The 13,580-nt window shown below is 68.0% G+C and carries 14 protein-coding genes; 6 read left to right on the top strand and 8 right to left on the bottom strand.

Translation table 11 applies throughout. From position 1 onward, the window contains the following. Positions 1-11 precede the first annotated feature (11 nt). Positions 12-461, bottom strand: a complete 450-nt coding sequence (locus CW348_RS07170) for a hypothetical protein (protein ID WP_011290928.1) — start codon at positions 459-461, stop codon at positions 12-14. Positions 462-670: 209 nt separating this feature from the next. Between CW348_RS07170 and CW348_RS07165 the strand changes: the two genes are divergently transcribed. After that, positions 671-973 carry a GntR family transcriptional regulator gene (locus CW348_RS07165; RefSeq protein ID WP_016188199.1) on the top strand — a complete coding sequence of 101 codons (303 nt, stop codon included), beginning with the start codon at positions 671-673 and terminating at the stop codon, positions 971-973. A gap of 701 nt (positions 974-1,674) precedes the next feature. Here the strand turns inward: CW348_RS07165 and CW348_RS07160 are convergent. From CW348_RS07160 to CW348_RS07150, 3 genes are all read right to left on the bottom strand, one after another. Further along, complete coding sequence (locus CW348_RS07160) at positions 1,675-2,049, bottom strand: DUF3054 domain-containing protein (protein ID WP_011290930.1); 375 nt, start codon at positions 2,047-2,049, stop codon at positions 1,675-1,677. A gap of 102 nt (positions 2,050-2,151) precedes the next feature. Next, on the bottom strand, positions 2,152-3,258 hold the full coding sequence (locus tag CW348_RS07155) for a S1 family peptidase (RefSeq protein ID WP_016188200.1): 1,107 nt from the start codon (positions 3,256-3,258) through the stop codon (positions 2,152-2,154). A 236-nt stretch (positions 3,259-3,494) separates the two neighbouring features. Then, on the bottom strand, positions 3,495-5,630 hold the full coding sequence (locus tag CW348_RS07150; RefSeq protein WP_011290932.1) for a S9 family peptidase: 2,136 nt from the start codon (positions 5,628-5,630) through the stop codon (positions 3,495-3,497). Positions 5,631-5,738: 108 nt separating this feature from the next. On the opposite strand from CW348_RS07150, the gene mshB reads away from it, so the two are divergent. Next, positions 5,739-6,599: an N-acetyl-1-D-myo-inositol-2-amino-2-deoxy-alpha-D-glucopyranoside deacetylase gene (gene mshB, locus CW348_RS07145; protein ID WP_104612841.1), complete on the top strand. Its 861-nt coding sequence runs from the start codon at positions 5,739-5,741 to the stop codon at positions 6,597-6,599. 84 nt (positions 6,600-6,683) lie between these two features. After that, a complete protein-coding gene (locus tag CW348_RS07140; protein ID WP_104612840.1) occupies positions 6,684-7,208 on the top strand; it encodes a hypothetical protein in 525 nt (174 codons plus the stop codon). On the opposite strand, the gene CW348_RS07135 is transcribed toward CW348_RS07140, so the two are convergent. The 3 genes from CW348_RS07135 to CW348_RS07125 all read right to left on the bottom strand — a co-directional run bounded on the left by CW348_RS07135 (position 7,144) and on the right by CW348_RS07125 (position 9,734). Then, a complete protein-coding gene (locus CW348_RS07135; protein WP_258076877.1) occupies positions 7,144-7,995 on the bottom strand; it encodes a site-2 protease family protein in 852 nt (283 codons plus the stop codon). The two genes, CW348_RS07140 and CW348_RS07135, sit on opposite strands and share 65 nt — an antisense overlap. A 99-nt stretch (positions 7,996-8,094) precedes the next feature. Further along, positions 8,095-9,429: a hypothetical protein gene (locus CW348_RS07130; RefSeq protein ID WP_016188205.1), complete on the bottom strand. Its 1,335-nt coding sequence runs from the start codon at positions 9,427-9,429 to the stop codon at positions 8,095-8,097. Between the two features lie 53 nt (positions 9,430-9,482). After that, positions 9,483-9,734 (bottom strand): hypothetical protein, encoded by a 252-nt coding sequence (locus CW348_RS07125; protein ID WP_011290937.1) that lies wholly within the window; start codon positions 9,732-9,734, stop codon positions 9,483-9,485. Positions 9,735-9,965: 231 nt separating this feature from the next. On the opposite strand from CW348_RS07125, the gene fdxA reads away from it, so the two are divergent. Both fdxA and dapC read left to right on the top strand, forming a co-directional pair. Next, on the top strand, positions 9,966-10,286 hold the full coding sequence (fdxA, locus tag CW348_RS07120; RefSeq protein WP_011290938.1) for a ferredoxin: 321 nt from the start codon (positions 9,966-9,968) through the stop codon (positions 10,284-10,286). Between the two features lie 207 nt (positions 10,287-10,493). Beyond that, positions 10,494-11,606 carry a succinyldiaminopimelate transaminase gene (dapC, locus tag CW348_RS07115; RefSeq protein ID WP_011290939.1) on the top strand — a complete coding sequence of 371 codons (1,113 nt, stop codon included), beginning with the start codon at positions 10,494-10,496 and terminating at the stop codon, positions 11,604-11,606. Positions 11,607-11,638: 32 nt separating this feature from the next. Here the strand turns inward: dapC and CW348_RS07110 are convergent, their stop codons facing one another. Beyond that, on the bottom strand, positions 11,639-12,484 hold the full coding sequence (locus CW348_RS07110) for a hypothetical protein (RefSeq protein WP_104612839.1): 846 nt from the start codon (positions 12,482-12,484) through the stop codon (positions 11,639-11,641). Positions 12,485-12,727: 243 nt separating this feature from the next. Between CW348_RS07110 and CW348_RS07105 the strand changes: the two genes are divergently transcribed. Further along, a complete protein-coding gene (locus CW348_RS07105) occupies positions 12,728-13,564 on the top strand; it encodes a 2,3,4,5-tetrahydropyridine-2,6-dicarboxylate N-succinyltransferase (RefSeq protein ID WP_011290941.1) in 837 nt (278 codons plus the stop codon). Positions 13,565-13,580 lie beyond the last annotated feature (16 nt).

Below are 13,580 nucleotides of genomic sequence, written 5' to 3'. Positions count from 1 at the left end.
ACCGCAGCGACTTACTCACGCTTCCACGGGGTGGGAAGCGCGCGACCCGCACGCAGCCAGTCGTCGAGGTGCTCGAAAGCGTCCGCTAGTTCCGGGTCGTCCAGACGCTCGCGGACCGCTTCGCTCAGCCGGTCATAAATGGCGTCAGCCTTGGCAAGGTCGGACATCAGAAACCTCCCGAGAGCGGCTTGACGTTCATGCGCCACGAAGTAGGGACGGATCAAAGCGGCTTGCGGATTGACGTTGTCCGGGTCGACTACCGGAACCGGGCCGCGGCGGCTCGCGGTGGTGTTTTGCTTGGCGGTCGGTGCGGGGTGAGAGTGCGGCTCCCGTGCTTTGCGGGAGCGGACGGACGGGGCTTCCAGAGTGGCGACAACCGACTTCGGGGCTGCGTGCACCCCAGTCACGGGCCTGAGCAGGCGGAAACCCACGCCCAACCAGTTGAGCAGTAGACTGACCACGTCAGCGCTCCCATGCAGCGTTGACCATGCTCCCGGGTCGTGGCCGCGACCGCGGGAGCTTTTTCGTGTTCCTTAGACGTCCCCTAGCCTACCCACACCTACCCACTCATACACAAGGATTCAAAGACTTTGGCTTGCCAACCTGTGGGTAACCATAAATCCCCATGCCTACACCAGAAGACGTACGGTGAAAAGTGGTAACGCAAGCTATGGACATGGAAGATCTAGGACCCTTGTCCCGGGAGTACGGACCAGACAGTGAGATTGACCCGGTGTGCATCGATCCGGTGTGGAAGCAGATTGCGGCCATCCTGCTTTCGCGGATAAGAGCAGGCTGGTACCAGCCTGGTAAGCCCATCCCGAGCGTGAAACAGCTCCACCAGGAATTCGGCATTGCCAAGGGAACCGCCGAGCGTGCGGTTAACTGGCTCAAGGAACAAGGCTTGGTTCGGTCAGTGGTCGGTCGAGGTGTGTTCGTGCTCCCGGAGCACATGCGGCCTAAAAACGAATGAGAGACCGCTCCTGGCTCGTGTTCGCACGATCAGGGAACAGCCCTAGGCGTGTGCCGGAGCTCTTCCCACCTCGGCAGATACGTCCGCATCCCCGTAACCGCCTACGTCGTTGAGCCGATCATCGTCGGAGCAGTGTGGACCTCGCCGTCACCAACTGTGTGCCTCCCGGGACTTGCGCGGGTCCTCCACGAACCACCAGTGGCCCCTAGAGATGTTGAGAGGGAAGCCACGATGCCGTCACTCTCGCGAGCGGCTTCCCGGAGACAACGCAGGGCATGGCTCCGCGACGATCAGGACATGGTGAGGGCGACTCTCTTCAGCGAGGCATTCCTCATCACCAGGCACACCTCTTTAGACCGCCCGCAGTCCGCATACCACAGCGCTAGCGGGCCACTCTGACATCCAGCTTTCCTACACGTTGGTGTCCTTGCCCGCCATGGCAGACGGGAGGGTGCGGACAGGCCCTCACGCGATTCACAGTGTCCGTCTATGCCATGCCTGACTGGGCAGCCGCGGGATGCCCGGCTCTCCACTGCCTGGCATGGTCGGGCAGTGCACGAGACCTACCGTGACGCGGGCCGTGCCGCCGTGGGTGTTCTGGGAGGCGCAACCCTGGTCTACATCGTCGACATCCGCGGGGGTACGAGTAGGACAGGCAGCGGGAACGCCTCCGCAGGACACGTCGCCCACCGTGTGTGGAGTCAGTGGGGGGTAGGAGTGGTGGTGCGGCGGGACAGCACCAGGGTGGCGACGACACGCCAGCCGATGAGGCCTGCGGCGAGGAACAGCGACGCTACGACGATGAACGACACGGCGATTCCACCGCCGGAGAGGGCACGCAGCGCCATGCCTGCGGCGACGGTGATCGCCCACACTCCCACGCCGGTGCGCAAGGGGGCGACAGGCATCTGCCAGGCTCGGGCGACGATCCACCCCAAGGCGAGGGAAGCAGCAAACGGCCACAGGGTGGTGACCACGTCGATCAGGGTGTTGGGCTCACCGTGGCTGGACCGTCCGATGAGCACGAAGAGGACGACTACGGCAGCGTCGACAACGGCGGCCGAAACAGAACGCATAGCTCCAGCCTAACGGTGGGTGACTGGTCAGACGTGTGGGCCCACCGCCGCGGCGGCCCAAGGACCGCCGCGACAGGGGAACCCGGGGCCGAGAAGACCGGCTCAGCCGGTGACCAGTTGCAGTCCGAAGTAGGACAGCAGCGGGTTGATGGGCTGGAAGAACGTGATGCCGCCGGACCGGCAGTCACCGGTGCCGCCCGAGGTCACCCCTTGGGCTTGGGAACCGGTGAGCCACGGGCCGCCGGAGTCGCCGCCTTCAGCGCAGGCAGTGGTGCGGGTCAGGCCGGTGACGGTTCCTTCCGCGTAGCGGACGGTCTGGTTCTTCGACTGGATGGTGCCGCAGCGCCACCCGGTGGTCGCTCCGGAGCGGCACACCGAAGAGCCGGTGGCGGCCTCCTGCGAACCGGTGACGGTCACCGTTCCGCCGTTGTAGCGGTTGACGAGCGGGGTGACGGTGTCAGCGCTGGTGATACGCACCCAGCCCATGTCACGGCCGGGGAAGTACGATCCGGCGACAGTGCCTGAGGGGGAGCTGACTCGCGTGCCTGTCGAACCGCAGTGGCCCGCGGTGGCGAAGCCGGTCTGGCTGCCCTGGCGGACCGAGAATCCGATAGAGCAGCGGTAGTTCCCGAAATAGTAGGGGTTGCCGCCGATGATGGCGGCAAGGGACTGCGGCTCTTCGTCCTCTTCGACAATGCGCACGGCCCGCTCGTCCAGACCAGCCCGCTCGGCGAGCTCTTCGGCTGCCGGAGTGCCGCCCCGGAGCGTGGTGATGACTACCGCATCGGACTCCAGGTCGGTGTACCAGCCGGTGACCTTTGGGTCAGCGGTGTCAGCGATCGCGTTGAGGGACGCCACGAAGTCGTTGAGGGCGGTTTCCCCGAAATCAACAACGTCCACGGTGACGTCGTCCGCGTCGACACGGGACACGGCGGCGGGGTCGGTGACGGCGACCGTGATCTCTGTGGTGTCCGCGTCCAAGTAGACGCCGCCGAAATCGGAGCCGAGGGAGTCGCGCAGCTCCTCTTCCAGCTCGACTGCTTCGGCTTCGGCGGCGCGCAGTTCCGCGACTTCAGCGTCGCTCAACCCGAGGTCGCGTTTGAGGGCGAGCTCTTGGGCGGAGGCGGGGGTGGTGGCGGCGACCAGTGCAGTGGCGGCCAGCGCGGCAGTGAAAAGGAGGGAGGTGGTTCTTCGGGAGGAATGGTTCACGACCCGTTCCTTTCTGGGTTGTCGGAGTCAGGCGGAGCGGGGGACTCCGATCAGCCCACCGGGTGGAGTGTCTCGGACAGTCAGTCCGAGGAAGGGACACTATCCACCTAACGGACAATCGGTGACACACTATGTACCCTGGGTAGCCAAAAACCATGCCGGGCGGTCCAAAAAAACACGGCCCCGGCGGGACGAAAACCGGTCCGATCCCGCCGAGGCCGAGAACACGCGGTCACTCAGGTGAGGTGCAGTGCGTCACGGAGGAATTCCACCTGCACGAGCAGCAAGTTCTCCGACACGGTCGGATCGTTGGCCATGTGGGTGGCTCCGGACAGCGGCAGCACCGTGTGCGGACGTCCCGCCGCGAGCAGCGCCGACGACAGCCGCTGCGTGTGGGCGAACACCACATTGTCGTCAGCGAGCCCGTGGATCAGCAGCAGCGGGCGCTGCAGCTTCGGCGCGTCCACCAGCAGCGACTCCCGCTCGTAGCATTCCGGATCGTCGTCCGGATGCCCCAGGTAGCGCTCGGTGTAATGCGTGTCGTACAGCCGCCAGTCGGTGACGGGAGCACCCGCCACGGCCGCGTGGAACACGTCCGGGCGGCGGAGCACTGCCAGCGCCGCCAAGTATCCGCCGAACGACCACCCGCGGATCCCCACCTTGGTCAAGTCCAGGCGCACCCCGAACGCCTCCGGCGCCGCGTGGAGTGCCGCCACCTGGTCCTCCAGCACGGTTTCCGCCATGTTCCGGTGGATGGCCTGCTCCCACGCCAGGCCGATGCCCGGAGTGCCGCGCCCGTCAGCGATCAGCACCGCGAACCCTTGCTCCGCGAACCACTGCGCGGTCAGGTAGGCGCTCTGGGCGCAGAGCACCCGCTGGGCGTGCGGGCCGCCGTAGGGGTCCAGGAGGACCGGCAGCGGATCAGAATCCGGCGTATACCACGACGGCAGCACGAGCGCGGCAGGGATCTCCCGTTCGCCCAACCGCTGGAGCTGCACGTGCACACCGGGCAGGTCGGGGCGCTCCGCCCGGCTCTCCACCTCGGTCACGGACTGCTCCTCGTGCACACCCCGCACGATCGCGGTGCGCACCCCCGGACTGGACAGGTCGCGCCGCTGGATCACCAAGGTGTCGCCGCGCAGCAGCCCAGAATGCACCCCGGAAGGACCGTCCGCCCCGGGGAAGCTCATCTCAGTGCGCGTGTCTGTCCGACTGTCGTACAGCCACAGCCGGACGATGTGCGGCTCCCCGAGAGGGGACGCCGAATACAGCACGCAGCACCCGTCCACGTCCAGTACGGCCCGCACGTACTGCCCGGGGGAGTTCACCATCCGGTCGCCCAGGTACAGCGCCCGCTCCCCGGAAGAGTCCACCCCGAAACGCAGTGCCGCGCCTGAAGCGTCGAACTCCGGCACCCCCGGCATGATCTCCACCCAGGTGTCGGAGGTCTCCGTCCACAGCTCGTGGAGGTGCCCGGTGAGCGGGTCCGCGGTGCACGCCCGCAGCGTGCGCTGGGCCCGGTCCTGCACGGTGAACACGATGGTCGACGTGCCCTTCAACCGCTGGGTCCACCCCGCGGTGACCAGGTACGGGAAGGCGTCCCGGTCCCATTCCACCCACACCGGCTCCCCGGTGTTGTCGGCCCGCAGCACCGCCAACCGCACCTCGGCGTTGTCGGTGCCCGCCGCCGGGTAGGCGACCGTCTGCGGCACGGCTTCGGGGTTCCCCGGGTCGCTGATGTGCCAGCGCCGCACCGGGGTCGTGTCCACACGGGTGGCGAGCAGGAAAGTCCCGTCCGGAGACCACCACATGCCGCGGTGGCGTCCCATCTCCTCGGCGGCGATGAACTCGGCCAGACCCCAGGTGATGTTCTTCCCGTCCGGGGCGGCCACCACGCGGTCCAAACCGTCGGCGAGGTCCAGCACGTGGATGGCGCCCTTGTGGACGTAGGCCACTAGCCGTCCCGTGGGGTCCAGCACCGGGTCGATGGCCGGGGAGGCCGCGGGCAGCTCCCGGGGAGTGCCGGAGCCGTCCAACTCCACGCTGTAGAGCCTGCCGGACAAGGAGAACACGGCGCGGGTGAACGCCTTGTCCACGCTGTAGGAGACGATGCCGCTTCCTGACTCACGCAGCCGCTCCCGGCGGGCCCGCTCCTCCGGCGGCAGATCCTCCCCCGTGTCACCGATCGTGCGCGGGTCCGCGATGATCCGCTCCGTGCCGTCCGGTTCCGCAACCCACAGGCAGGTCGCGGTGTCGGTACCGTCCCGGCTTCTCAAGAACGCGACACGCTGGCCGTCCGGGGAGATCTGGAACGAGCGGGGAACACCGATGCTGAAGCGCTGGGTCCGAGCGTACTGTCGTGGGAAGCTCATGCCACGCATTCTGACAGCCGTAGACCGCAGTCCGGCGGTGCGCCATCCCGCAGGCGTTTCACTGAGGCGCCGGGAGAAGAGTTCACCGGCGCGGGTATCGTCACCGGCATGAACGACCGTCGCCTGCTGCTGGTGCACGCCCATCCTGACGACGAAACCATCGTCACCGGGGCGACCATGGCCCGATACGCGGCCGAGGGAGCCCACATCACGCTTGTGACCTGCACCCTCGGTGAAGAAGGGGAAGTGATCCCCCCGGAACTGGCCCATTTGGCGAGTGACCGGGAAGGCGGACTAGGCGAGTACCGGGTGACGGAACTCGAACGCGCCTGCGCCGCATTGGGTGTCCACGACCAGCGGTTTCTGGGCGGCAAGGGGCGCTACCGCGACTCAGGCATGATGGGTGCCCCCACGAACAGCCACCCCGCGTGCTTCTGGCAGGCCGACGTGGACACGGCCGCCCACGAACTCGCCGCGATCATCCGGGAAGTGCGCCCCCAAGTCATCGTCACCTACGACGACAACGGCGGCTACGGGCACCCCGACCACATCCAAGCGCACCGGGTGACCATGCGCGCCTTCGCTCAAGCCGCGGACCCCTCCCTGCCGGGCACCCCCTGGCAAGCCCGCAAGCTGTATGCGATCGCCCAGCCCAGGAAGCTGCTGGAAGAGTCAGTGGCACGCATGCAAGCCGACCCGGGCCCGTTCACCGCGCCCGCCGCGGTGGAGGACATCGCCCCCGGCACCCCGGACGACCTGGTGACCACCCGCATCGACGGCTCCGCCTACTGGGAGAAGAAGCGGGACGCTCTGCAGGCGCACGCCACCCAGGTCGCTGTGGCGGGCACCCGGTTCGCGCTCTCCAACGGCATCGCCCAGGAGATCCACGCCGTGGAGTACTTCACCCTGCTGCACGGCCCGGAACCCCGCCGCGGCCCCGATGGCTACGAAACCGACCTGTTCGCCTGACCAGGAGCACGGCAGCAGCGTGCAAGACAAGCCACCCCGCGCCCTGGCCCGGCTGGGGCGCGGGAAGCGGTTAGGCTGCTCACTGTGACTTCCTCGGCAGAGCACACCGGTGAGCGCGCAGAGCCCGGTGCGGAAGCCACCGCCGGGCTGGACCGCCGCCTGATGGGCATGCTGGCCGCGCTCAACATCGTCTTCCTCGCAGCACTGGGCCTGGTCGGCGGAATCGTGGCGGGACTGTGCGCCGGGTGGGCGTCGTGGCTGTGGCTGACCGGCACGATCGGCCAACTGCTCAGCGTGGCAACCGTCCTGCTGTTCCTCCTCGTCCTCTTCTCCGGGGCCCGGGTGATCGGCTGGGCGGTCGGCGCCAAATGGGGGCCGGGAGCGTTCGCCGCCGGGTGGATTCTCGCCGGTGTCCTCCTGACCGGGTACGTGGCCGGCGGCGACGTGGTCATGACCTCCACCGTCCCCACCTACCTGTTCCTCTACGGCGGGGTAGGCGCGGTGATTGTGGCGACCGTGCTGACCCCCGAAACCCGGGACAAGGTCACCACGGACGGAGGAACGTCTGCCCCCACTCGAGGTACAGCGACTCCACCCCAATCAGACTGAACAGGGAGAACAGCCTCTCCAAGAACACGGCGTGGATCGGCGGGCACCACACGGCAGCGAACAGCAGCACCGTGCCGAAGATCGCCGCGTTGCGGCTGGGCCGCCACCGGTTGACCGCCTCGGTGAGGATGTCGTAGCCCACCGTGCCCGGCACCGGCAGCAGGGCGAGCAGGGCCGCGCTGACGTTGAGGAAGCACAGGAACATCACCGCGCCGATCGCCCAGTTGTTCGTGACCTGGCCTGCGGGGACGAGCAGGGCCACCGCGACCGCCAGCACCGCGGCCAGCACGACGTTGGTGGCCAGCCCGCCCAAAGCAGCGAGCACCCGGAAAGGACGGGTGACCGCGGACCGGTCCACGTGCACGGCGGGGCCGTTGAGCCCGAACGTGCCGAGCAGCAGGAACGCGACCGGGAGCACCACTTGGGCGCCGAGCTCCCGGAAAGCGAACGGGTTGAGTTTCAGGTAGCCGCTGCCGCGCAGCGCCCGGTCCCCGCCCCGGTAGGCCAGTAGCGACCGCACGTACTGGTGCAGGGTCAGACAGATGAGCCAGCCGCCGAGGAGCAGCAGGAACGGCGCGTAGGCGGTGCGCCAGCCGAGCACGGTCTCTTCGGCGCGGGTCCACGACAGCCACCCGGCTAGCGCGGTCACCCCCACCAGCAACAGGAACATCGGGCTGGGCAGGAAGTCCAGCCAACCGGGCGAGGCAGGCTCGGTCTTAGCGGTGGTCGACGGGCCGGTGGGCGGCTCCTCAGCCGCCGACCGGGGTGCCGGATCAGACGTGGACATGCTGCTCCTGCTGGTCACACGGGTGAAACACGGTGTGGAAGAACTACCCACAGGCTAGAGGGCAGCAGAGCATGCCGCGTGCCGGGGTCGCCCCACCGACTACAGTGACGCGGCCGGAGCCGTCGCCGACAAGTGGAGCGCGGTGAGCGCAAAAGCCCGCCCCACCTTCGTCAACTGGGGGGTGGGGCCGTCGCCGAGCAGGTCGGGGCCGGTGATGCACCCCAGGATCTCCAGCAGCCACACCACGCTGATGAGGACGGAGCGCACCTGGTCGGTGCGGGGCCGCCCGCCGATGACGTCATCCTCCCAGCCGGACTGGATGAGCAGCCGGCACGCCTCGTCGGCGACGTCGATGTCGGCGTCACCGTATGGGGCGGGCGCTGACTGCGGGGAGCGGAGCAGCAGCACACCCAGCAGGGTTTCGATCGCGGCCTGCTCGAAACCGTCGGTGGCCAGCACACTTTCCGCGACCGCGCGCCACAGTTCGTTGAGGTCGCTGTGGAGCTGCCGCCCGTGCCGGGTCAGCACCAGCCGACGGCCGGAGCGTCGCACCGCCCGCATAGCCCGCAGCAGTTTGTGCAGCACGATGAGCTGCATGACATCGGTTTCGCTGCGCGGCGGCGACGGCGATGTCCACCAGCCGAATTCGTCGCACAGCGCCCGCACCACGGCAGGAGATATGTAGCCGATCTGGGTGAGCGCGATCCCGTCGGCGGCATAGTCGAGCAGCCGCTGCACGGGGGCGAGCGCGTCAGCCGCGTTGCGCGGCATGTCCACGCCGGCGGTGAGCTGGCCGCGCAGGGGCAGCAGGTGCTCCCGGTGCGGGTGGGAGCGGGACGCCAGCCACTCCGCGACCCGTTCCTGGCGGATCTTGTCCAGATAGCTGAGGCCGTGGTGGTCGGGCTGGGTGAGGAAGCTGCGGGCGCGCTCCTCTTGGGCTGCCCGCCAGCCGCGCGTGCCTGGACGTACTTCACCTGCGGCGATCGCCAGCTCCAGTACCGCGGACGTCTCCCGGTAGGCTTCGATCTCGGCGTTGCCGAGCGCGGTCCCCCACGTCAATTCGGGCAGGTCGGGCGGGATCACCCCGGAGGAGCGCATGCTGCGCTCGTAGGCTGCCAGGCCCTGGTCGTGGGAGGTCGCATAGGCGCGCAGCACTTCGCGGGTGCGTTCCGATACGCAGATGTCGGCGTAGCGGTCTAAATCGAGGAGGCGGAACAGGGAGCTGAGCGAGTCGGTGACGAACTGCCACTCGCTGGGCTCGGAGGAGAACCGCACCGGGAGGACGTGCCAGCAGAACTCTTGGACGGCGTGCTGGGTCAGGGTTTCCAATCGCCGGCCGGAGAGCAGGGTGTCCAAGGCGCTCTGCGCTACGTGGGCGGCGACCGGATCCGTGCGCGTCAGGTGAGCGAGGGCAGCGGCCACGGTTTCCTGCACGGCGGGATTCCCACCTCCTGCCTCGTCTCACCTCCGATGGCCCGGCCCGTGGGTTACGCGGAACCCGGTGCGCCGGAACGCCGGGGCGGCTGCGGCGGCACGACCTTGCTGGCCACGATCTCCGCGGCGGTCACGTGCGCGAGCGACCCGTCGCGGCGGCGCAACACGAGCACATCGTCGTGCCATGACTCCAATACACCGACGATATCCCGGAATCTCCCGTCTGGCAGCCGGAAACGCACAGTGACTCGCTGGCCGACATCGTCTTTGGTTATGGCGTGGGTGAAGCGGGCAACGTATCCCACAGTCACGACCCCCCGATTGTGATCCAGGCTTCGTGCAACGCAATACTAGGGACAGCGGTACCCGTGTCCTCTGGCCGTAAGACCCGTTTGAGGGCGCTGCCGGTCTTCCGCGCAGACCGTCCCGCAAGCGCACCAAGCCCCGGGAGGCCACTCGGTGGTGGTCGGTCAGAAGTATCGCGACGTAGCAGCCACTTACGCGGTCCACGTGGCGAGACCGAGGAGGAATACGACGTGACTTACGTCATCGCGCAGCCGTGTGTCGATGTGCTCGACAAGGCATGCATTGAAGAATGCCCCGTCGACTGCATCTACGAGGGCGGGCGCATGCTCTACATCCACCCCGACGAGTGCGTCGACTGCGGTGCCTGCGAGCCGGTATGCCCGGTGGAGGCCATCTACTACGAGGACGACCTGCCCAGCGAATGGTCGGACTTCTACAAGGTTAATGTCGAGTTCTTCGAGGAGCTGGGCTCTCCCGGAGGTGCCTCCAAGGTCGGCAAGATCGACCGGGACCACCCGCTGGTCGCTGCCCTTCCACCGCAGGGCGAGTAGGACGAAGAAAGCGGATACGGGTCCGGCCATCGCTGGTGCGGTGGCCTGAGGAATGTGACGATCACGCCGTTGCCTGGCCCCGGCTGGGGAAGGCGGCGGCGTGATCGAGTCGTGCCCCGGCGGGGCGGACACGGTACAACAGAACAGGGCCCGCGCCCGCCGACCGGGACGGTGCGGGAAGTGACGTGATGAGGGGACGTGGCGACCATGGCCGAGCGGCGCCCGGTGGCTGACCGGCTACCGACCTTCCCGTGGGACCGGTTGGCACCGTACAAAGAGACCGCAGCGCAGCATCCCGACGGGATCGTCGACTTGTCGGTGGGCACCCCGGTGGACCCGGTGCCCCCGCGGCTGCGCGCGGCACTAGCCGAGGCCGCGGACACCCCCGGATACCCGCAGACGTACGGCACGCGGGCGCTGCGGGAGTCCATCAGCGGCTGGTTGGCGCGCCGCCACCAGGTGCAGGTGGACCCGGACGCCACCCTGCCCACCATCGGCTCCAAGGAACTGGTGGCCTGGCTGCCCACCCTGCTGGGACTGGGCCCGGGCGACACCGTGGTTTTCCCGGAACTGGCCTACCCCACCTATGACGTCGGGGCTCGTATCGCGGGGGCCACGCCGGTCGCGGCCGACTCGCTCACCCAGTTAGGGCCGGTCCGCCCCGGACTGCTGTGGATCAACTCTCCGGCTAACCCCACCGGCCGGGTCCTCGGACTCGAGCACTTGCGGAAAGTCGTGTCCTGGGCGCGGGAACGCGGGGTAGTGGTCGCCTCCGACGAGTGCTACCTGGAACTGGGCTGGGAAGGGGAGCGGCCCCTGTCGATCCTCCACCCCGAGGTGTGCGGCGGCTCCCACGAAGGGCTGCTCGCCGTGCACTCCCTGTCGAAGCGTTCCAACCTGGCCGGGTACCGGGCGGGTTTCGTGGCCGGCGACCCGGCCCTCGTCCAGCAGCTGCTCCAGGCCCGCAAGCACGCCGGGATGATGGTGCCCGCCCCCGTGCAGGCGGCGATGCGGGCGGCGCTCGACGACGACGAGCACGCTGAAGAGCAGAAGCAGCGCTATGCGGCCCGCCGCACCCAGTTGCGCGACGCATTGGAGAAAGCCGGCTGGCAGATCACGCATTCGGAAGCCGGGCTGTACCTGTGGGCGAGCCACCCCGACTATGACGCGTGGGGCTCGGTGCGGGTGCTGGCCGAGCAGGGCATCCTGGTCGCTCCGGGCGAGTTCTACGGCCCGGCGGGGGCCCGGCACGTCCGGGTGGCGTTCACCGCCACCGACGAGCGGGTGGCGGCCGCGGTCAAACGGCTCGCGGAACTGTAGGCAGCACCCCCGGCACGTGCCGGCGCCGCGGACTACTCCAAGACAAGCTGCTGGGTGGTGGTGGGCAGCGACTGCCACCCGGCGAGACCGGACTCAGCGGTCCACTGCTGGTCGAGGTAGGTCACCGAGGTAAGACCGTAGGCGGCGGCGTGGGCGACCGCCCATTGGGCCATGGCCCAGCCGAGGTCACCGGTCTGGCGCTCGACGGTTCCCAGCTCTTCGGGGCCGACCCCGAAGACGCGCCGCATCTCCTCGACCGCGGCAGCCACGTCGGTGGGACCCGCTTCCTCGTCCGGGAACCAGCAGGTCACTACGGCCCCTTCCACACCGGTGAAGGCGTTGGCCATGACCTGGGCGCGCTCCGTGTGCTGGTCGTAAGCGAACCCGTCGGCGCTGCGCTGCACCGCCTGGGCCGCTTTGTACACGGGGATCTCCAGGTAGTTTTCGACTTTCACCAGTTCTTCGTAGAACTTGGTGCTGGCGTAGACGGGGTCGATGATCTCTTCGGGAGTGCCCCAGTCCATAGAGGGGCGCTGCTGGAACAGTCCCAGCGAGTCGCGGTCACCGTACTCGATGTTGAAGAACTGCGACTCCTGCCACACCGTGGCATAGGAGATGACCACGGAGCGCGGGGGAAGGTCCATGGCGAAGGCCACGCCCGCGATCGTTGCCGCGTTGGCGGCCTGCTCCACTTCGAGCGTGTCAGTGTCCTCCTCGGTGGCGAGGCGGCAGCCGTCTTTCGGCGGCGGTGGAGTCAGGTCAAGAGGTTTGATGGAGCGTATGGCATAGATACCCGCGGCAACGAGAAGACCACAGGCCAGGGTCAAGGCGAACAGGATCTTGACGAACGCGGAAATCCTTCGACGCTTTCTGGGCACGAGCTGACCATATAGATGTCGGGAGAAACTACGCTATGAGATGACAAATCCTCATGATGCGGCATAAGGGTAGGCCAGGTGGCCTGCCCGTACGGAGTGCGGTCCGGACTACGCCACCCAAATAAGGTTCTCGTAGTTGATGGTACGGACCGTCCAGCGTAGTCCCTGGCAGACACCCGTGACCGACACCACGAGAGTGCCCGGTTTTTCCCGGCCCGGGAGGAACCCAGTAGGCTCCCAGCCATGACCACCTCGTACACCAGTCCGCTCCCGGAGAGCATCGACGAGCTGTGGGAGCGCCGCTCCGAACTCACTCCCGACGACGCTGAGGCCCGTGAGATCATCGTGGGCGCGGTCGACCAGATCGACGCCGGCAAGGCGCGCGTCGCCCACGTGGACCCTGAGACCGACGAGGTCGTCGTGGACCAGCGGGCCAAGCGCGCGATCCTGTTGAGCTTCCGCGTGCTGGGGATGGAAGAGTCCACGGTGGGCGGCTTCCACTACCACGACCGCATCCCGCTGAAGACCCGGTTGGACGGGGTGCGCGTGGTGCCGGGCGCGATCGCCCGGTGGGGTTCCTACATCGCCCCGGGGACGGTGCTGATGCCGTCCTTCACCAACATCGGCGCCTACGTCGACTCCGGCACCATGGTGGACACGTGGGCCACGGTCGGCTCCTGCGCCCAGGTCGGCAAGAACGTGCACCTGTCCGGCGGGGTCGGGGTCGGCGGTGTGCTGGAGCCGCCGCAGGCGTCCCCGGTCATCATCGAGGACGACGCGTTCCTGGGCTCGCGCAGCATGGTGGTCGAGGGGGCGCGGGTGCGCCGCGGCGCCAAGCTCGGCGCGGGCACGATCCTCACTGCCTCGACCCGCGTGTTCGACGCCGAGACCGGTGAAGAGCTCAAGCGCGGTGAAGCTCCGGCCTGGTCGGTGTGCGTGACCGCCAACCGGGTGAAGAGCTTCCCGGGCGGCGACTTCGGCCTGCCCTGCCTGCTCGTGCTCAAGCGCCTGGAGGAGGGGCAGGAGCACGACAAGCTCGCGCTCAACGAACTGCTCCGCGAGCACGGCGTCAACGGCTGACCCTCGCTTCTTCCCA

This window comes from Thermobifida sp. (assembly GCF_017577275.1).
Lineage (GTDB): Bacteria > Actinomycetota > Actinomycetes > Streptosporangiales > Streptosporangiaceae > Thermobifida > Thermobifida fusca.
This window is presented reverse-complemented; position numbering and strand designations above follow the sequence as displayed.

Bases quoted from the DNA above. Each gene is read 5' to 3' on its own strand.
- CW348_RS07165 (WP_016188199.1), top strand. From the start codon at position 671: ATGGACATGGAAGATCTAGGACCCTTGTCCCGGGAGTACGGACCAGAC.
- CW348_RS07160 (WP_011290930.1), bottom strand. From the start codon at position 2,049: ATGCGTTCTGTTTCGGCCGCCGTTGTCGACGCTGCCGTAGTCGTCCTC.
- CW348_RS07150 (WP_011290932.1), bottom strand. From the start codon at position 5,630: ATGAGCTTCCCACGACAGTACGCTCGGACCCAGCGCTTCAGCATCGGT.
- mshB (WP_104612841.1), top strand. From the start codon at position 5,739: ATGAACGACCGTCGCCTGCTGCTGGTGCACGCCCATCCTGACGACGAA.
- CW348_RS07135 (WP_258076877.1), bottom strand. From the start codon at position 7,995: ATGTCCACGTCTGATCCGGCACCCCGGTCGGCGGCTGAGGAGCCGCCC.
- dapC (WP_011290939.1), top strand. From the start codon at position 10,494: ATGGCCGAGCGGCGCCCGGTGGCTGACCGGCTACCGACCTTCCCGTGG.
- CW348_RS07105 (WP_011290941.1), top strand. From the start codon at position 12,728: ATGACCACCTCGTACACCAGTCCGCTCCCGGAGAGCATCGACGAGCTG.